Origin of the sequence: Pseudomonas oryzihabitans (assembly GCF_007665395.1) — a bacterium.
In the GTDB taxonomy this organism is placed as follows: domain Bacteria; phylum Pseudomonadota; class Gammaproteobacteria; order Pseudomonadales; family Pseudomonadaceae; genus Chryseomonas; species Chryseomonas psychrotolerans_C.
The window spans coordinates 184,126-203,401 of record NZ_VDND01000001.1 but is presented as its reverse complement, the minus strand read 5'-3'; the positions used below and the strand labels follow the sequence as shown (position 1 = coordinate 203,401).

15 protein-coding genes and 1 riboswitch are annotated in these 19,276 nt (G+C 69.5%); of the genes, 8 read left to right on the top strand and 7 right to left on the bottom strand.

Going from position 1 to position 19,276, the window contains the following annotated elements:
• Nucleotides 1-215: 215 nt before the first annotated feature.
• The 7 genes from FSV73_RS00895 to FSV73_RS00865 are packed head-to-tail and all read right to left on the bottom strand — an operon-like array spanning nt 216 to nt 8,180.
• On the bottom strand, nt 216-1,370 hold the full coding sequence (locus tag FSV73_RS00895) for a M20 family metallopeptidase (protein ID WP_145002520.1): 1,155 nt from the start codon (nt 1,368-1,370) through the stop codon (nt 216-218).
• Nucleotides 1,370-2,764, bottom strand: coding sequence for a M20 family metallopeptidase (locus tag FSV73_RS00890; protein WP_145002517.1), 1,395 nt, complete (start codon nt 2,762-2,764; stop codon nt 1,370-1,372). The genes FSV73_RS00895 and FSV73_RS00890 overlap by 1 nt, the downstream gene beginning before the upstream one ends.
• A 48-nt stretch (nt 2,765-2,812) precedes the next feature.
• Complete coding sequence (locus tag FSV73_RS00885) at nt 2,813-3,775, bottom strand: ABC transporter ATP-binding protein (RefSeq protein ID WP_145002514.1); 963 nt, start codon at nt 3,773-3,775, stop codon at nt 2,813-2,815.
• Nucleotides 3,772-4,767, bottom strand: coding sequence for an ABC transporter ATP-binding protein (locus tag FSV73_RS00880; RefSeq protein WP_145002511.1), 996 nt, complete (start codon nt 4,765-4,767; stop codon nt 3,772-3,774). The genes FSV73_RS00885 and FSV73_RS00880 overlap by 4 nt, the downstream gene beginning before the upstream one ends.
• Nucleotides 4,768-4,781: 14 nt before the next feature.
• Nucleotides 4,782-5,684: an ABC transporter permease gene (locus FSV73_RS00875; RefSeq protein ID WP_145002508.1), complete on the bottom strand. Its 903-nt coding sequence runs from the start codon at nt 5,682-5,684 to the stop codon at nt 4,782-4,784.
• An 8-nt stretch (nt 5,685-5,692) separates the two neighbouring features.
• Nucleotides 5,693-6,610 (bottom strand): ABC transporter permease, encoded by a 918-nt coding sequence (locus FSV73_RS00870; RefSeq protein WP_145002505.1) that lies wholly within the window; start codon nt 6,608-6,610, stop codon nt 5,693-5,695.
• A gap of 49 nt (nt 6,611-6,659) precedes the next feature.
• The gene (locus tag FSV73_RS00865; RefSeq protein WP_145002502.1) at nt 6,660-8,180 is read right to left on the bottom strand and encodes an ABC transporter substrate-binding protein; all 1,521 of its coding nucleotides are present in this window, start codon (nt 8,178-8,180) and stop codon (nt 6,660-6,662) included.
• Between the two features lie 171 nt (nt 8,181-8,351).
• Here FSV73_RS00865 and FSV73_RS00860 point away from each other — a divergent pair, with 171 nt between their 5' ends.
• The 8 genes from FSV73_RS00860 (at nt 8,352) to atzF (ending at nt 19,261) form a co-directional block, all read left to right on the top strand.
• Nucleotides 8,352-9,257, top strand: a complete 906-nt coding sequence (locus FSV73_RS00860) for a LysR family transcriptional regulator (RefSeq protein ID WP_145002499.1) — start codon at nt 8,352-8,354, stop codon at nt 9,255-9,257.
• A gap of 234 nt (nt 9,258-9,491) precedes the next feature.
• Nucleotides 9,492-9,591: riboswitch (guanidine-I (ykkC/yxkD leader) on the top strand.
• 51 nt (nt 9,592-9,642) lie between these two features.
• Nucleotides 9,643-10,707 carry a putative urea ABC transporter substrate-binding protein gene (locus FSV73_RS00855; protein WP_145002495.1) on the top strand — a complete coding sequence of 355 codons (1,065 nt, stop codon included), beginning with the start codon at nt 9,643-9,645 and terminating at the stop codon, nt 10,705-10,707.
• Nucleotides 10,708-10,730: 23 nt separating this feature from the next.
• Nucleotides 10,731-11,543, top strand: coding sequence for an ABC transporter permease (locus FSV73_RS00850; protein WP_145002493.1), 813 nt, complete (start codon nt 10,731-10,733; stop codon nt 11,541-11,543).
• A complete protein-coding gene (locus FSV73_RS00845) occupies nt 11,543-12,301 on the top strand; it encodes an ABC transporter ATP-binding protein (RefSeq protein WP_145002490.1) in 759 nt (252 codons plus the stop codon). Before FSV73_RS00850 ends, FSV73_RS00845 begins: the two co-directional genes overlap by 1 nt.
• Nucleotides 12,302-12,313: 12 nt before the next feature.
• Nucleotides 12,314-13,024, top strand: a complete 711-nt coding sequence (locus FSV73_RS00840) for an urea amidolyase associated protein UAAP1 (RefSeq protein ID WP_145002487.1) — start codon at nt 12,314-12,316, stop codon at nt 13,022-13,024.
• A gap of 9 nt (nt 13,025-13,033) precedes the next feature.
• Entirely contained in the window at nt 13,034-13,669 is a 636-nt protein-coding gene (locus tag FSV73_RS00835) for an urea amidolyase associated protein UAAP2 (protein WP_145002484.1), read from the top strand.
• A 178-nt stretch (nt 13,670-13,847) separates the two neighbouring features.
• Complete coding sequence (gene uca, locus FSV73_RS00830) at nt 13,848-17,447, top strand: urea carboxylase (protein WP_145002481.1); 3,600 nt, start codon at nt 13,848-13,850, stop codon at nt 17,445-17,447.
• 11 nt (nt 17,448-17,458) lie between these two features.
• Nucleotides 17,459-19,261 carry an allophanate hydrolase gene (gene atzF, locus FSV73_RS00825; RefSeq protein WP_145002478.1) on the top strand — a complete coding sequence of 601 codons (1,803 nt, stop codon included), beginning with the start codon at nt 17,459-17,461 and terminating at the stop codon, nt 19,259-19,261.
• Nucleotides 19,262-19,276: the final 15 nt, after the last annotated feature.

The following is a 19,276-nucleotide window of genomic DNA, read 5'->3' as shown; positions in this document are numbered from 1 at the left end:
CTCGGCTGTCAAGGAAGGACCTTTCGTCTCGCTGACGAAGGGCTGCCCTACCGCCTTGTCATCGACATGCAGGTCTTCGCCGGCAATGTCGGATTCTGGCCGATTGTTGCCCCGAACCAAGGGCAGCTATGGGTCGATGGTTCGAAGACCTGAAGCCGCCAATTGAGGCCCTCGCCGGCTAGGAGTCGCACCTGTTTCGGAAACCGGCAAGAGGATCAGGCCTTTACGGCCAGGGCCAGGATGGTGGCGACCAGCGCCTGGGTGCGCGGGACCAGGCTATCGAGCACCAGGAACTCGGCATCGGTATGGGCCTTGGCGCCCACCGGACCCAGGCCGCAGAGGGTGGGCACGCCGAGGCTGGCGGTGAAGCCCGAATCGGCGCAGCCGCCGGTGAATTCGCCGTCCACGCTGAAGCCAAGCGCCTGCGCCTCGCGCTGGTAGAGCGCCAGCAGGTCACGGCTCAGGTGCTCTTCCATCGGCAGGAACAGGCAGGTGGGCGTGACGCTGGCCGAGGTACCCGGCACCTCCACCTCGGCTATGATGGCCTCGATGCGCGCCTGCAGCGCGGGCCAATCGGCCAGGGCCACGAAGCGCACGTCCAGGCGTGCGCTGGCGCTGGGCGCGACGGTGTTGCTGGACGTACCGCCCTCGATCAGGCCGACGTTGGTGGTGATGCCGCGCTCGTAGTCGGTCAGGGCGTGCAGCTTGACGACCTTGAGCGCCAGGGCCTGGATGGCGCTGGCACCCTCGGCGTGGCTGACCCCTGCATGGGCCGCCCGGCCGCTCACGCTGATGCTCAGGGTGGCGCCGCCCTTGCGCGCCTTGACCACGTTGCCACTGACGCGCCCGGGCTCGCAGTTGAGCACGGCCCGCGCGTCGCGCGCAGCCGCTTCCAGGTGCGGCCGCGCCGTGCCGGAGCCGATTTCCTCGTCACCGGTGTAGAGCACCCGTACCGGAAACGGCAGCTCGCCGGCGCGCTTGAGGGCGCGCAGGGCGAAGCAGCTCGCCACGAGGCCGCCCTTCATGTCGGCGACGCCCGGGCCGTAGGCCTGGCTGGCATCACGGGTGAAGCCCCGGCTGGCCACGGTGCCCGGAGGAAACACGGTATCCCGGTGGCCCAGCAGCAATACCGCCGGGCCCGTGGCGGCGCCCACCTGGGCGGCGAGGACGTCGCCGAATTCGGCGATCGGGGTGCGGGCGACCTCGATGCCGTCCTCGGCCAGGGCCGCGGCGAGGACCGCGCCGACGGCATCGACGCCCGCCTTGTCGTAGCTGTTGGAATCGGTATCGACCAGGCGTTGCAGGAGGCTGGTCATGGCTTCGCGTTGGGTGGTGAGCCACTCCAGGGCGGCGGTCTTGGCAAGCGGCATCAGTGGCGACTCCAGCGATCACCCAGGTCCCAGAACAGGCCGGCCATGAGTTGCAACCCCTGCCGCGCGACCGGGGCCAGGAGGTGCTCGTTGGGCGCGTGCTGGGAGCAGGCGGGATAGGAATGGGGCACCCACAGCGTGGGTAGGTCGAGGATGTCGGCAAAGATGTCGTTGGGCAAGCCTCCGCCGAAGTTGGGCAGCAGCGCGGGCTTCTCGCCCAGGGTGCGGGTCAGGGAGGTCAGCGCCCAGTCCACCCAGGGATTTTCCGGGTCCAGCCGCGAGGCCTGGAGGATCTCGTCCTTGGCGCGGATCACCCGCACGGCGGCGAAGCCCTGCTCGGCCAGGTGCGCCTCGATCAGGGGAATGAAGGTGTTGCAGTCGCAGCCGGCGACGAAGCGGATCTGGCAGTGGGCCCGGGCGCTGCCGGGAATGGCATTGACCGGGGCCTCGGGGTTGCCGGTGGTGAAGGCCAGCAGCTCGAAGGTGTTCCAGCCGTAGACCCGCTCGGCCGGCGTCAGCCCCGGCTCGCCCCAGCCCGGATCGATGGCCGGATCGCCCGGGGCGCCGCCGACCTCGATGTCGGCCAGGGCCCGCCGCACCGCCGCGGGCAGCTCGCTGGGCTTGAGGCCCGGGACGCGGATCTGGCCGCGGGCGTCCACCAGGCTGGCCAAGGCATGGGCGAGGACGATGCCAGGGTTGGCCAGCAGTCCGCCCCAGTTGCCGGAATGATGGCCGCCCTCGCGCAGGTCCAGGTGCAGGTCGAAGTTGAAGGTGCCGCGGGCGCCGAGGAACAGCGTCGGGCGCGTCGCCGCGACCCGGGGACCGTCCGAGGCGATGAAGAGGTCGGCGGCCAGGGCCGCCCGCTGCTGCTGGCAGAAAGTACGCAGGCCCACCGAGCCGATCTCCTCGCCCATTTCCAGCAGCAGCTTGACGTTGTAGCCCAGGCGGCCGCTGCGGGCGGCGATCACCTGTTCCAGGGCCGCCAGGTTGAGCAGGTGCTGGCCCTTGTTGTCGGCGGTACCCCGGCCGTACCAGCGCTCGCCCTCCTCCACCAGCGTCCAGGGCGCGAGTCCTTCGCGCCAGCGGGTGGCATCACCCCGGACGACATCGCCATGGCCGTAGCTGAGCAGGGTCGGCAGCGTCGGATCCTCGATGCGCTCGGCGATCAGCAAGGGCCCCTTGCCGGCGACGGGATTGTCCAGCCGCTGGCTGGTGAAGCCGAGACCGGCCACGTAGGGCGCGATGAACCCCTCCAGGTAGCGGCCCAGCTCCGCCTGGCGCTCGGGCTCCTGGCTTTCGGTGGGCAGGGCGACCGCGGCGGCGAGCCGCTCACGGAAGGCGCCGCTGTCGAAATGAGCGGCGGCGAGGTCGAGGGCGTGGGTACGACTGGTCATGTCAGGCTCCGGTGGTAGACGAGGGATCGGGCAGGCGCGCGACCCGGATCAGGCGGGTTCCGGCAGATGGCAGCGCTTGCTGCCACCGGGGATGTCCGCGCGCTCGGGATAGCGCTCGGCGCAGGGGCCGAAGCAGCGCGGGCAGCGGGGATGGAAGGCGCAGCCGCTGGGCGGGTTGATGGGGTTGGGAAAGCTGCTGCCGAGCCCCAAAGCCGGCAGGCCCAGGGCCGGATCGGGGGTGAGCACCGCATCGAGCAGCGCCCGGGTGTAGGGATGCGCCGGCTGGGCGAACAGCGCCGCCCGCTCGCGCTCCTCGACGATCTTGCCGAGGTACATCACCGCCACCCGGTCGGCCAGGTGCTCCACCACCGCCAGGTTGTGGCTGATGAGCAGATAGGTCAGGCCGAATTCGCGCTTGAGCTCCAGCAGCAGGTTGAGGATCTGCGCCTGTACCGAGACGTCCAGCGCCGAGGTGGGCTCGTCGCAGATCAGTACGTCCGGGCGCATCACCAGGGCGCGGGCGATGGCCACGCGCTGGCGCTGCCCGCCACTGAGCTGGCCGGGATGGCTGTCGGCGGCGCGCCGCGGCAAGCCCACCACGTCGAGCATCTCGGCGACTCGCCGGCGCTGCTCCTCGGCCGACCCCAGGCCATGCACCCTGAGCGGCAGGCCGACGATCTGACGCACCGTCTTGCGCGGATTGAGCGAGGAGTAAGGGTCCTGGAAGATCGGCTGGATATGCCGCGCCATGCGCTTGCGATCCACCCCGCGCAGATGCTCGCCGCCGACCAGGATGTCGCCGCTGGAGGGCGCCAGCAGACCCAGTAGCAGCTTGGCCAGGGTGCTCTTGCCGCAGCCGGATTCCCCCACCAGGCCAAGGGTCTCGCCGCGGTAAAGCCGCAGGGAGATGCCATCCACCGCCTTCAAGGTAGCCGGCGGACGGAACAGCCCGCGACTCAGGCTGAATTCCCGGCGGATATCACAAAGTTCCAGGGCGATCTCGCGGCTCATCGCACACCTCCCACGCGGCGCAGGGGTTCAGGGCGCACGGCGAAGTGGCAGCGGGCCAGGTGCGCGCCCTCCTCCACCAGCGGCACGCTGTCGGCGCAGGCCGCCACCGCCTGCGGGCAGCGGTTGCGGAAAGCGCAGCCGTGCTGTTCGCCCACCAGGCTGGGTACCAGGCCGGGAATGGCCCCCAGCGGCTGTCCGGGCCGGGTCTGGCCGGGCACCGGGATGCTCGCCAGCAGGCCACGGGTGTAGGGATGCCGCGGTGCGGCGAAGAGGTCGGCGGCCGGCGCCTGTTCGACGATCTGCCCGGCGTACATCACCGCCACCCGGTCGGCGATGCGTGCCACCAGCCCCAGGTCGTGGGTGATGAAGACGATGGCCGTGCCGAATTCGCGCTGCAGGCCGCGCAACAAGTGCAGGATCTGCGCCTGGATGGTCACGTCCAGTGCCGTGGTGGGTTCGTCGGCGATGATCAGGTCCGGCTCGCAGAGCAGCGCCATGGCGATGACCACGCGCTGACGCAGGCCGCCGCTGAGCTGGTGCGGATACTGCCGCAGGCGCTCGCCGGCGTTGCTGATGCCGACCTTCTCCAGCATGGCCTCGGCCCGCGCCCAGGCGCTCTTGCGGTCCAGCTTGCGGTGCCGGCGCAAGACCTCGGCGAGCTGGTCGCCGATGCTGTAGGCCGGATTGAGGGCGGTCATGGGCTCCTGGAAGATCATCGCCAGGCGGTTGCCGCGCAGGTCGCGCATGCCTTTTTCACCCACGGCCAGCAGGTTGTGCCCGCCCAGGCTCAGCCGGGCCGCCTGGCGCCGCGCCTTGGGCGGCAGCAGGTCCATCAGCGCCAGGGAGGTGAGCGACTTGCCGCAGCCGGATTCGCCCACCAGGCAGAGCATCTCGCCCCGCTCCACCTGCAGGTCCAGGCCGCGGACGGCGTGCAGGGTGTCGTCGCCCAGGGGGATGTCGATGCGCAGGTCGCGTACGTCGAGCAGTGCCATGGTCAGACCTCCAGTCAGTTGCGGCCGTCGGGGGCGGCCAGGTCACGGATGCCGTCGCCGACCAGGTTGATGGCCAGCACCAGCAGCATCAGGGCGATGCCGGGAATGGCGATCACCCAGGGCGAAAAAAACATGTAGGGCTTGCCCTCGGCGATCATCAGCCCCCAGGACGGCAGTGGCGGCTGCACCCCCACGCCGAGAAAGGACAGCGTCGCTTCCAGCAGGATGGCGTGGGCCATCTCCAGGGTGATCACCACGATCAGGGCGCCCAGCAGGTTGGGCAGGATCTCGCCGACGATGACCCGCCAGGTGGAGCAGCCCAGCGCCTGGGCGGCGGTGACGTACTCGGCATCGCGGATCTGCTGCACCGCCGCGCGCACCACCACGGCGAAGCGATCCCACAACAGGCAGCCGAGCAGGATCACCACCACCTGCAGCGAGCCGCCGACCAGGGAGGCCGCGGCGAGGGCCACCATCACCACCGGCAGCGCCAGGCGGGTGGTCACCAGGTAGCTCACCAGGGCATCGACCTTGCCGCCGTAGTAGCCGGCCAGCACCCCCAGCAGCGTGCCGATGGCGCCGGAGATGAGCGCCGCGGCGAGGCCGATGAACAGCGAGATGCGCGCGCCATAGAGCAGGCGGGACAGGTAGTCGCGGCCGAGCTTGTCGGTGCCCAGCGGATGGGCCCAGGTGCCCTTGGCCATCCACACCGGCGGCTTCATCCGTTGCATCACGTCCTGGGCGTAGGGGTCGTGGGGCGCCAGCCAGGGCGCGGCCAGGGCGGCCAGCACGATGAGCAGGAGCAGCAGCGCGCCGAGGGCGAAGCCGCGGTGGCCGAACCAGCGGCGCAGCTGGCGATTGAGGGTCGGGCGCGGTGGCAGGTAGTCGTCGAGGACGAAGGGGTTGGCGACGGTCATGGTGCCTCCTAGCGCACGCGGATGCGCGGGTCGAGCAAGGCGTTGAGCAGATCGGCGACCAAGGTCAGCACGATGTAGATCAGCGCGATCAAGAGGACGATGGCCTGTACCACCGGGAAGTCGTTGCGGGCGATGGCGTCCCAGGCCAGCTGGCCGATGCCCTGCAGGGAGAACACCGCCTCGATCACCACCGAGCCGCCCAGCATGAAGCCGAATTCCACCGCGGCCAGGGCCACCACCGGGATGAGGGCATTGCGCAGCGCATGCTTGAACAGCACCCGCGCCGGGCTTAGGCCCTTGGCCCGGGCGGTGCGGATGTAGTCGGCGCCGAGCACGTCGAGCATGCCGGCGCGGGTCAGGCGCATCAGCGACGGGGTGGCGTAATAGCCCAGGGCGACCGCCGGCAGGATGAAGTGCTGCCAGGTGGTGTTGCCGGAGACCGGCAGCCAGTGCAGGGTCACGGCGAAGACGACGATCAGCACCAGGGCGAACCAGAAGCTCGGCATCGCCTGGCCGAAGGTGGCCAGGGTCAGGGCCAGCCGGTCGATCCAGGTGTCGCGCTTGACCGCGGCCAGCACCCCCAGGGGGATGGCGATCAGCAGGGCCACCGCCAGGGCGATGGCGCCCAGGGTCAGGGTGATGGGCAAGCGGGTGGCGATGAGGTCACGCACCGATTCCTGGAAGAAGAACGACTGGCCCAGGTCCAGGCGCAGCAACTGCCCCACCCACTCCACGTACTGGGTGGGCAGGGGCTTGTCCAGCCCGTGCTGGTGACGCACCACCTCGATCTGCTCGGCGGTGGCTTCCGGTCCGGCGATGGCGGTGGCCAGGTCGCCGGAGAGGTGCAGCAGGAAGAAGCTGACCAGGGAAACGGTGAAGGCTACGGCCAGGGCGATACCCAGGCGGCGCAGGAGATATCCGGACATGCGCGGTTCCTCGGCGGGAGGCGCCCCCGCGGGGGGCGCGGGGGACGGATCAGTTCCAGTGCGCCAGGGCGAAACGGGGCAACTCGTCGGGATAGGGCTGGAAGGCCAGGTCCGCGGTGAAGGCGTAGTTGATGGAGTAGTTGAACACCGGCGCCCAGTAGGCCTGGGCGGCGATCCGCTGCAGCGCCTTGCGGTAGTTGTCCTTGCGTACCTCTGGGTCCATGGCGGTGTCGGCCACCTTGAGCCAGTCGATCACCTGGGGATCCTTGGCCACGTCGTCGGCGTTGCCCTTGAAATAGACGCCGGTGGCCGCCGAGGCGTCGGCGATGGAGAAGGACCCCCAGGCGAGAAAGGCCATGGGCACCTTGCCGGCGCGCTGCTGGTCGCGCAGGGCGGCGTACTTCAGGTAGCGCAGCTTGGCGTCGATGCCCACCGCGCGCAGGTCGCCGATCAGCGCCTCGACCACGTCCCGCTCGCGGTAGGCGAAGATCTCGGTGCTGAAGCCATTGGGATAGCCGGCGGCCTTGAGCAGGGCCTTGGCCTTGGCCGGGTCGTAGGCATAGCCCGGTACCGCCTTGGCGTCGCAACCGAATTGCTGCGGATAGCAGGCCACCTGCAGCGGCTGGCTGCCGCCGCCCATGAGCTGGCTGGCGATGGCCTGGCGGTTGATGGCGTAGTTGACCGCCTGGCGCACCTTTGCCTTGGCGAAGGGCGAGTCCGGCGAGGAGGTGCCCTGGGCGTCCATGCTGAGGAAGCCGATCCGCATGCTGGCACCGCTTTCCACCGTCAGGTTGGGCGCCGCCTTGAGCTGCTCGGCCTGGTCCGGCGCCACGCGCCAGGCCCAGTCGATGCCGCCGGTCATGAGTTCGGCGAGGCGCGTCTCGGCATCCGGGATGACGCGGAATTCGATATGGCCGATGCGCGGCTGCCCCTGAGGACTGTCCTTGAAGTAGTCGGGATTGCGCTCCAGCTTGACGCCCTGCCCGCTGGTGACCGAGACGATGCGGTAGGGCCCGGTGCCCACCGGCTTCTGCGCGAAGCCGGCCAGGCCGACCTGCTGGAAGTACTTGCCGGGGTAGATGGGCAAGGGATTAGCGAGGTATTCCAGGGCCGCGGGAAAGGGCTGCTTGAGGTGCAGGCGGACCTTGTAGTCGCCCAGCTTCTCGGCGCTCTTGATCCAGTTGACGTTCTGCTGGGTGACCACCTTGCCCTCGGGCGAAGCCACGTAGTTGAAGGTGAAGACCACGTCGTCGGCGCTGAAGGGATCGCCATTGTGGAAGGTCACGCCCTGGCGCAGGTCGAAGTCCAGGGTCAGCGGATCCACCTGCTGCCAATGGGTGGCCAGCATGGGCCGGTACTCGCCGGTCTCAGGATCACGGTAGACCAGGGTATCCCAGGCCAGGTGGGCGAGGATGACGCCTTCCCGGGCGTCGTTGTGATAGGGGCTGACGTTCTCGGGCTCGGTATCGGAGGCGTAGACCAGGGTGTCGTCCGCCTTGCCGGCGAAGGCCTGGCCCTGTGCCAGGAAGAGGGAAAACGCGATGCCACAAGCGAAACCTTTGAGTCCCATGCCGTCTGTCTCCGGGGCGGTGGTTGGTCAAAGGCAGGTCCGCGAAGCGCGGGAAAGGTGGTGTCGGCGTTACCTGTTGTTGGTCTCTGCAATCGACTCTAGGTCTTGCCATCCCATGCCACAAGCAGAATATTTAGATGCAAGCCATGCCTTTTCGGCAAAGGAGACGTCATGCATCTGCACGGGATCCAGTCCACCGCGCTGCGCTATTTCCTCGAGGTGGTGCGCTGCGGCTCCATCAGCGAAGCGTCCCAGCGCCTCAACGTCGCGGCCAGCGCGGTGAGCCGGCAGATCGCCAAGCTCGAACGGGAGCTGGAGACGCCGCTGCTGGAACGCCGTGCCCGTGGCGTGGTACCCAGCGCTGCCGGCGAGCGGCTGGCAGCCCACGCGCGCAAGGCGCAGCTGGCCAGCGAGCAGGTGGCCGCCGAACTGCGCGGGCTGTCGGACCTGCACCGTGGCCAGGTGCGTCTGGCCACCACCGAGGGCTTCTCGCTGGACTTCCTGCCCGAGCTGATCGTCGCCTTTCGCCGGGGCTACGCCGGTATCCAGTTCTCCCTGGAAGTCGGGGCGCCGGCCACGGTGACCCGCCGGGTGCAGGAGGGCGATGCCGACCTGGGCCTCACCTTCAGCCTCAAGCCCGCGCCGGACATCCGCGTCGAAGCCACCCTGAGCGGCGCCATCGAGGCCATCGTCGCGCCCGACCACCCTCTCGCCGGGCGCACCGGCCTGGCGCTGGTCGATCTGCAGCCCTATCCACTGGCGATCCCCATGCCCGATACCACGGTGCGCCAGCTGTTCGACATCTGCTGCGGTGTCCAGGGGCTGTCCTTCGATCCGGTACTGGTGAGCAACAACATGCAGGCGCTCTACCGCTTCGCCGCGCTGGGCGGCGGCGTCTGCCTGTCCAGCGAACTGAGCCTGCGCAGCCGGCTGCGCGAAGGCCAGCTGGTCGCCTTGCCGCTGCTGGACGAAGGCCTGGCCGCGCGCCGGATCGAGTTGCAGAGCATGGCCGGGCGAGAGCTGCCGCCGGCGGTGGCGGCCTTTCGGGAGGTACTGGTCAAGGCGCTCGGCTGCTGAAGCCGGCGCAGCCACGCAGCGGCCCCTGGTGAAAGACGCCTGCCCTTCCCCCTGGCTCAAAGCGGTGCAGCCGGGCGCCGTGGGCGCACTGCAACGGAGCGCCGCTTGCCCGCCTCTGCGCGTTCCGATGGCCGCCATCCCCCTGGGCACGGGGCTTGGCGGCAACTGGCACGCATCTGGCTTTGCCTAGGACGTGCAGGAGCACCGGCCAGCCGGTTTGATGCACCACAATCTGCAATGGATGACTAGGGTTCCGGCTCGCCACGGCGAGTGTCTGGTCCGAGAGTCGTCGACCTCTGATGGGGTTACACGGCGGGACAAAAGCCCGGGAGACACAGCGCCAGTCGCGTGCTCCTGTCCCGTCGTCCATCCTATTGGAGGTCCCATGCGCCATCCCCTGCTCGCCTCGCTCGTTCTCGGCTGTTCCCTGCTGCTCGGTGCCACCGCTCAGGCGGCGCCGCGTGACGACTTCAAGGTGTGCTGGACGATCTACGCCGGCTGGATGCCCTGGGGCGAAGCCCAGGCCCAGGGCATCATCGACAAGTGGGCCAAGAAGTACGGCATCCACGTCGAGGTCGTGCAGCTCAACGACTACGTCGAATCCATCAACCAGTACACCGCCGGCCAGTTCGATGGCTGCGCCATGACCAACATGGATGCCCTGACCATTCCGGCCGCCGGTGGCGTGGACAGCACCGCGCTGATCGTCAGCGACTACTCCAACGGCAACGATGGCGTCGTGCTGAAGGGCAAGGGCAAGACCCTCGCCGACCTCAAGGGCCAGCAGGTCAACTTGGTGCAATTCTCGGTCTCCCACTACCTGCTGGCGCGGGCGCTGCAGACCGTGGGGATGACGGAAAAGGACCTTACCACCGTCAATACCTCCGACGCCGATATGGTCGCCGCCTTCCAGACGCCCGACGTGCGCAACGTGGTGACCTGGAATCCCCTGCTGGCCGAGATCAAGGCCCAGCCGGACACCACCGAGGTGTTCGACTCCAGCAAGATCCCCGGCGAGATCCTCGACATGCTGGTGGTGAATACGGCGACGCTCAAGGACAACCCGGCCCTGGGCAAGGCCCTGACTGGCGCCTGGTTCGAGATGATGACCCTGATGCAGGCCGGCGATGCCAAGGGCAAGGCGGCCCTGGAGGCCATGGCCAAGGCCTCCGGCACCGACCTCGCCGGCTTCCAGGCGCAGCTCGACAAGACCCGGCTGTTCGCCACGCCCGCGGAGGCCGCCGCCTTCGTCCAGGACCCCGCGCTGCCCGCCACCATGCAGCGGATCGCCCACTTCTCCTTCGAGCACGGCCTGCTGGGCCAGGGCGCGCCTAGTGCCGACGCCATCGGCATCGCCTATCCCGGCGGCAAGACCAGTGGCGATGCCAATAACCTCAAGCTGCGTTTCAACCCGACCTTCGTGCAGCTGGCTGCCGACGGCAAGCTCTGAGCCCGGTCGCGAGGACTACGCCCATGCGCTTCATCAATCGGCATCCCGACCGTGGTGGCCGGCTCCTGCTGGTGCTGCTGCCCTTCGCCCTGCTGGCCCTGCTCTATCTGGTCGGCTCGGCCTCCCGGCTGGCGGAGAACTCCAACGACAAGCTCCTGCCGAGCGTGGCGCAGATGGCTGATGCGGTGCAGCGCCTGGCCTTCACCGCCGATGTCCGCACCGGCGGCTATCCGTTTTGGCAGGACACCCTGGCCAGCCTGCAACGGCTCGGCATCGGCCTGGGCATCGCCGCGCTGATCGCCCTGGTGGTGGGCATCGCCGCGGGGAGCCTGCCGCTGGTAGGCGCGCCGCTGTCGCCGCTGGTCACGGTACTGTCGATGATCCCGCCGCTGGCGGTCCTGCCGATCCTCTTCATCGTCTTCGGCCTGGGTGAGTTGGCCAAGGTCATGCTGATCGTGATCGGGGTGACGCCGGTGCTGATCCGCGAGCTGGACCAGCGCGCCCGGGAGTTGCCGCGGGAATTGCTGATCAAGGCCCAGACCCTCGGGGCCAACAGCTGGACGGTGATCCTGCGCCTGGTGCTGCCGCAGCTGCTGCCACGCCTGCTCATCGCCCTACGGCTGCAACTGGGCGCGGCCTGGTTGTTCCTCATCGCCGCCGAGGCCATCGCCGCCACCGATGGACTGGGCTATCGCATCTTCCTGGTACGGCGGTACCTGGCGATGGACGTGATCCTGCCCTATGTCGCCTGGATCACCCTGCTCGCCTGGCTGATGGACGCGGGACTGCGCCTGCTCACCCGGCGCGCCTTTCCCTGGTATGGGGAGGAGCGCTGATGATCGAGGTGCGCAATCTCTGGCAGCGCTACGGCGAACAGGTGGTCTTGGAAGGCCTGAACCTGCAGGTGCGCGAAGGCGAATTCTGCGCCCTGGTCGGCGCCTCCGGCTGCGGCAAGTCCACCTTCCTGCGCCTGCTGCTCGGCCAGGAGCGGCCCAGTCGCGGCGAGATCCGCATCGATGGCCGGCCGCTGTCGGCGGAGCCGGACCCCGAGCGCGGGGTGGTCTTCCAACGCTACTCGGTGTTTCCCCACCTGACCGTGCTGGACAACGTCGCCCTGGGCCTGGAGCTGCCCAGGTCCCCGCTGCTCGGCCGGCTGCTGGGCACCGCCAAGCGCGAGGCCCGGGAACAGGCCGCCGCCCTGCTTGAACGCGTCGGCCTGGGCCAGGCGCTGGGCAAGTACCCGGGCCAGCTCTCCGGTGGCATGCAGCAGCGGCTCGCCATCGCCCAGGCGCTGATCGTCCGGCCACGCATCCTGTTGCTGGACGAGCCGTTCGGCGCCCTGGACCCGGGCATCCGCAAGGACATGCACGCCCTGCTGCTGGAGCTCTGGCACGAACGGCCACTGACCGTGTTCATGGTCACCCATGACCTGCACGAGGGCTTCAGCCTGGCCACCCGGGTACTGGTGTTCGACAAGGTCCGCCAGGACCCGCAAGCCCCCGGCGCCTATGGCGCCCGCATCACCTACGACCTTCCCTTGACCGCCAAGACTCGTACCGTCGCCCCGGCGACGGTCCAGCCGGCCCTTACCTGACGAGGTCCCCCCATGCCTGACGACCTGCTCTACCAGGAACGCATCCCCGGCGGCGGTACCGCCTCCTTCATCCTCCGCCGCGGCCAGGTCCTGCGGCTGACCGATGTGGAAGGCGGTGCCAACGTCAGCCTGCTGCTGTTCAACGCCGACGACCGCAGCGAACGCCTGAACCTGCCCGACACCCTCAAGGGCCAGCACACCGCCCGCCTCACCGCCGGCCACTGCCTCTACTCCGACATGGGCCGCGTGCTGGCGGCGCTGGTGCGCGACACCTGCGGCTGGCACGACAGCTTCGGCGGCGTGGCCAATGCCGCGGAGGTGGCCGAGCACTACGGCGAGGGCCGCTACCAGGAACTGCGCAACGGCTTCCATCGCAACGGTACCGACAACCTGCTGGTGGAACTGGCCAAGTGGGGCCTGGGCCTCGAAGACCTGCTGATGAACCTCAATCTGTTCAGCCGCGTGGACGTGGATGCCGAGGGCGCCTTCCGCTTCGTCCCGGGCAACTCCCGCGCCGGCGATGTCGTCGAGCTCTATGCCCCCATGAACACCCTGGTGGTGCTCACCGCCCTGCAGCATCCGCTGGACCCGGATCCGGTCTATGCGCCGCGCCCGGTCGATCTCGCCCAGTTGCGCGCCGCGCCCGAGGTGGCCGAGGGCTGCCGCACCTCGCGCCCGGAAAACGCGCGCGCCTTCCAGAACACCGCCCGCTACTTCGTCTGAGGCCTCGCCATGACCCTGAATGCCAGCACCAAACGCCCGGAAGAAGCCAGCTACCGCGCCGTCCTGCCCGCCGGGGCGCCGTACCTCAAGGAGATCAAGGCCGGCCAGACCCTGCGCATCCATGACCTGGAAGGCAACCAGGCGGTGGACACCCTCTTCTACGCCGCCGCCAACCCCCAGGAACGCTACGACCCCCAGCGCACCCTGAGGCGCCAGGGGCGGGTCTATCTGTCGACCGGCAGCGTGCTCTATTCCAACCTGGGCAATCCGCTGCTGACCATCGTCGCCGACACCTGTGGCCGCCATGACACCCTCGGCGGCGCCTGCTCCCAAGAGAGCAACACGGTGCGCTACGCCCTCGACCGGCGCCAGATGCACAGCTGCCGCGACAACTTCCTCTGCGCCGGTGGCCATGACGGGCGCCTGGGCAAGCGCGACATCGGCGCCAACATCAACTTCTTCATGAACGTGCCGGTCACCGCGGACGGCGGCCTGACCTTCGAGGACGGCATCTCCGGCGCCGGCAAGTACGTGGAGCTGCGTGCCGAGATGGACGTCATCCTGCTGATCTCCAACTGCCCGCAGCTGAACAACCCGTGCAATGGCTGGAATCCCACCCCGGCGGAGGTGCTGCTATGGGACTGAGCCGTACCAAGCGCGTCTGGCACTGGCTGCGACCGCGCCTCCAGCGCTTCTGCGAGCTACGCGCCGGGCGCTACTGATGCGTGCCCAGCCCTGATCAGCCGCCTTCGTGCGCCTCTCGTGGACGACCCCGAGAGCTCCTACCCGGCGGGACGGCCCGCCACCTTCGAGGATGCCTCGAATGTTCACCACCCTGCTCATCGCCAACCGTGGCGCCATTGGCTGCCGAATCCAGCGCACCCTGCGCGAGCTGGGCGTCGCCTCCGTTGCCGTCTACAGCGAAGCCGACCGCGCCAGTCGCCATGTCAGCGGCGCCGACCAGGCCTTCAGCCTCGGTGAGGGCGCCGCCGCGGCGACCTATCTCGACACCGCCAAGCTGCTCGACGTGGCCCGCCGCCGCGGCGCCCAGGCCATCCACCCCGGCTATGGCTTCCTCTCCGAGAACGCTGCCTTTGCCGAGGCCTGCGAGGCCGCCGGCATCGCCTTCGTCGGCCCTACTCCCGAACACCTGCGCACCTTCGGCCTCAAGCATACCGCTCGCGCCCTGGCCCGCGCCCAGGGCGTGCCGCTGCTGGAAGGCACCGAGTTGCTGGAAGACCTCGCCGCTGCCCTGAGCGCTGCCGAACGGATCGGCTATCCGGTGATGCTCAAGAGCACCGCAGGTGGCGGTGGCATCGGCATGCGCGTCTGCCGCTCGGCCAGCGACCTGACCGAGGCCTTCGAGACGGTACGCCGGCTGGGCCAGAACAACTTCAGCGATGCTGGCGTGTTCCTGGAGAAATACATCGAACGGGCGCGGCACCTGGAGGTGCAGGTGTTCGGCGATGGCCAGGGCGAGGTGCTGGCCCTGGGCGTGCGCGACTGCTCGGTGCAGCGGCGCAACCAGAAGGTGCTGGAGGAAACCCCGGCGCCCAATCTGCCGGCCGGCATGGCCGAGGCGCTCTGTGCTGCCGCCCTGGATCTGACCCGTGCGGTGGGCTACCGCAGCGCCGGTACCGTGGAATTCGTCTACGACAGCGCCGCCGACCGTTTCTACTTCCTCGAGGTGAACACCCGGCTGCAGGTCGAGCACGGGGTCACCGAGCAGGTCTGGGGCGTCGACCTGGTGCGCTGGATGATCGAGCTGGCCGCCGGCGACCTGCCGCCGCTGGCCGAGCTGGCCAAGGCGCTGCACCCCGCGGGCCATGCCATCCAGGCGCGCCTCTATGCCGAGGACCCGGGTCGCGACTTCCAGCCCAGCCCCGGCCTGCTGACCCAGGTCGACTTCCCGCCCGCGGATGGCCGCGCCCTGCGCCTGGACACCTGGGTCGAGGCCGGTTGCGAAATCCCGCCCTACTTCGATCCGCTGGTGGCCAAGCTGATCGCCTGGGCCCCGGACCGTGAAGGCGCCCGCCTGCGCCTCGACCGGGCCCTGGCCGAGACCCAGCTCTACGGCGTGGAAACCAATGGTGACTACCTGCGGCAGATCCTCGCCGCCGCGCCCTTCGCCGAGGGTCGCCCCTGGACCCGCTGCCTGGAAGGACTCAGCTACCAGGCCACCACCCTGGAGGTGCTCAGCGCCGGCACCCAGACCACGGTGCAGGATGCCCCCGGGCGTCTCGGCTACTGGTCGGTGGGCATTCCCCCTTCCGGCCCCATGGACGACCGCGCCCTGCGCCTGGGCAATCGCCTGCTCGGCAACGACGGCCGCGCCGCCGCCCTGGAAATCACCCTGGCCGGACCTACGCTCAGATTCAATACGGACGCCGTGGTGGCGGTCACCGGCGCGCCCGTGCCGATCCTGCTGGACGACCAGCCCCAGGCCATGGACAGCGTCTTCCGGGTACCGGCCGGTGCCACCCTGCACCTGGGCGCCATCGCAGGTGCCGGTGCGCGCAGCTATCTCTGCCTGAGAGGCGGCCTCGACCTGCCCGAGTACCTGGGCAGCCGCAGCACCTTCACCCTCGGCCAGTTCGGCGGTCATGGCGGCCGTGCCCTGCGCGCCGGTGACGTGCTGCACCTTCACCCACTGAGCGATCCGGCCGTCGGAGCCCAGCTGCCCGCGGCGCTCACCACCCACCTGCCCGCCATTCGGACCCTGCGCGTCATCTACGGTCCGCATGGTGCACCGGATTATTTCAGCCCAGCCTATCTCGACCTCTTCCTCGCCACCGACTGGGAGGTGCACTTCAATTCCAGCCGCACCGGGGTACGTTTGATCGGGCCCAAGCCGGAATGGACCCGCGAAGACGGCGGCGAAGCCGGCCTGCATCCCTCTAACATCCACGACAACCCCTATGCGGTGGGCGCCGTGGACTTCACCGGCGACATGCCGGTCATACTCTGCCCGGACGGGCCCAGCCTGGGCGGCTTCGTCTGCCCGGTCACGGTGATCGAGGCCGATCTCTGGCAACTGGGCCAACTCAAGGCCGGTGACCGGGTGCGCTTCCTGCCGGTGGACCTGGCCACCGCGCGGCGTCTGCAGCGGGCACGCCTGGCCGAGGAAAGCAGCTTGCAGCCGCAGGCGGAGATCGCCGTTACCCCCAAGCGCGGCGATCCCGTGGTGCTGGACCTGGGCCAGGGTGCCGAGCGACTGGTGGCGCGGCTCTCCGGAGATACCCATCTGCTGTTGGAGATCGGCCCGGCGGAGCTGGACCTCGCCTTGCGCTTTCGCGGTCACGGCCTGATGCAGGCGCTGGCCGCCTTGGCGCTGCCCGGCCTGTGCGAACTCACCCCCGGCATCCGCTCGCTGCAGGTGCACTACCAGCCCGAGGCGCTGCCGCTGACCGAGCTGCTGGCGGCGGTCGGTCGCTGCTGGCAGGCGCTGGGCGATGCCCAGGACCTGCGGGTGCCCTCGCGCATCGTTCACCTGCCGCTGTCCTGGGACGATCCGGCCTGCCGCCTGGCCATCGAGAAGTACGCCACCACGGTGCGCAAGGACGCCCCCTGGTGCCCGAGCAACCTGGAATTTATCCGTCGGGTGAATGACCTGGACTCCCTGGAGGCGGTCAAGCGCATCGTCTTCGATGCCAGCTACCTGGTGATGGGCCTGGGTGACGTCTACCTCGGCGCCCCGGTGGCCACGCCCCTCGATCCACGTCATCGGCTGGTCACCACCAAGTACAACCCGGCGCGCACCTGGACCGCGGAAAACTCGGTGGGTATCGGCGGCGCCTACCTCTGCGTCTACGGCATGGAGGGCCCGGGTGGCTACCAGTTCGTCGGGCGCACCCTGCAGATGTGGAATCGCTATCGCGAAGTGGAGGCCTTCCACGGCCAGCCCTATCTGCTGCGCTTCTTCGACCAGATCCGCTTTCATGAAGTCTCGGCGGACGAACTGCTGCGCATCCGTGCCGACTTTCCGCTCGGTCGCGTGCCGCTGCGCATCGAGGAAAGCGAGCTGTCGCTGGCCGACTACCAGGCGTTCCTGGCCCGCGAAGCCGAGGGTATCGCCGCCTTTCGCAGCCGCCAGCAGGCTGCCTTTGCCGCCGAGCGACAGCGCTGGATCGACTCCGGCCAGGCGCACTTCGACAGTGTCGAGCCCCTGGCCGAGCCGACCACGGACGCGCCGCTCAGCGCTGGCCAGCAGGCGCTGGAAAGCCCGGTGGCCGGCAATCTCTGGCAAGCCCAGGTCCAGCCTGGCGATGAGGTGGAAGCCGGCCAGCCGCTGCTGGTCCTCGAATCCATGAAGATGGAGATTCCCCTGCTCGCCCCCTGCAGCGGCCGGATTCGCGACCTCCAGGTCCAGCCCGGTTCGCCGGTCCGCGCCGGCCAGCGCCTGCTCGTCATCGACCAGAATTGAAGGAAGCCGCGATGCCATTCGACCTGCGCCTCACCACCCTGCGCGCCGCCTATGCCGCCGGCACCCAGACGCCACGGGCCCTCATCACCGCGCTACGGGAACAGGCCGCCCAGCTCAATCCCGAGTATCGGCTGTTCATCCACCTGCTGACCCCGGCGGAACTGGAGCCCTATCTGGCCGCCCTCGACGGCCGCGATCCGGCCGAGCTGCCGCTGTACGGCATCCCCTTCGCGCTCAAGGACAACATCGACCTCGCCGGCATCCCGACCACGGCGGCCTGCCCGGCCTACGCCTATGTGCCCGAGCGCTCGGCGACCCTGGTGGAGCAGCTGATCGCCCTGGGCGCCGTGCCCCTCGGCGAGTGCAACCTCGACCAGTTCGCCACCGGCCTCAACGGCACCCGCTCGCCCTATGGCGCCTGCCGCAACAGCGTTCATCCGGACTACCCGGCCGGGGGTTCCAGCGCCGGCTCGGCCCTGGCCGTGGCCCTGGGCGTCGCCAGCTTCGCCCTGGGCACGGATACCGCGGGCTCCGGCCGGGTGCCGGCGGCGCTGAACCACCTGGTCGGGCTCAAGGGCAGCAAGGGCCTGCTCTCCACCGCCGGGGTGGTACCCGCCTGCCAGACGCTGGACTGCGTGACCTATCTCACCGCCACCGCCGCCGAGGCCAGCGAACTGCTGGCCCTCACCGCCCGCCGTGACCCACGCGATCCCTACAGCCGCGCCAATCCGCAGTGGAACGACGCCAGTGCCTTCGGCAGGCCGCGGCCCTTCCGCTTCGGGGTACCGACCCAGCTGGAATTCCTCGGTTGTGCGGAAAGCCCGGCGCTGTTCGCGGCCGCCAAGTCGCAGCTCGAAGCCCTGGGTGGCGAAGCCGTGCCGCTGGATCTTGCGCCCTTCCTCGAAGCCGCCCGCCTGCTCTATGAAGGCCCCTGGGTGGCCGAGCGCTACGCCGTCGCCGGCGCCCTGATCGAAGCCGATCCGGACGCGGTCCTGCCGGTGATCCGCGCCGTGTTGGAGAAGGCGCCGCGCACCACGGCGGTGGAGGCCTTCCGCGCCGGCTACCGGCTACAGGCACTGAAAGCCCAGTGCGATGCCCTGCTCGCCGAGCTGGATTGCGTGCTCACCCCGACCTATCCGCGCCCAGTCACCCTCGCGGAGCTGGCCGCCGAGCCGGTGGCGCGCAACGCCGACCTCGGCTACTACACCAACTTCATGAACCTGCTGGACTACGCGGCCGTGGCCGTACCCGCCGGGGTCATGGCCAATGGCCTGCCCTGGGGCGCGACGCTGTTCGGCCGGGTGTTCACCGACCAGTACCTGCTCAGCCTGGCGGCGGCGCTGCAGGAAGTCCAGGGTCTGCCCCTGGTCGGCGGTACGCTGCCGAGCGCCAACCTGCCGACGCACCCCGCCCGCCATGATCGCGCCCGCCTGGTGGTCTGCGGCGCCCACCTGCAGGGGCTGCCGCTCAATGGCCAGCTGCTCGCCCGTGGCGCCCGGCGCCTGGCCCTGACCCGGAGCGCCCCGCGCTATCGCCTCTATGCCCTGGCCGGCGGACCGCCCCAGCGGCCCGGCATGGTCCGGGTCGCCGAGGACGGCGCGGCCATCGAGGTGGAGGTCTGGGAATTGCCCAGCAGCGAACTGGGCAGCTTCCTCACCGGTATCCCCGCCCCGCTCGGCCTGGGCAAGGTGGAGCTGGCCGACGGTAGCTGGGAAACCGGCTTCATCTGCGAGCCCTATGGCCTGGCGGGGGCCGAGGACATCACCGCGCACGGCGGCTGGCGTGCCTGGCTGGCGGCGGGTAACCGCCGCTAGCCGCCGCGCAGGAGC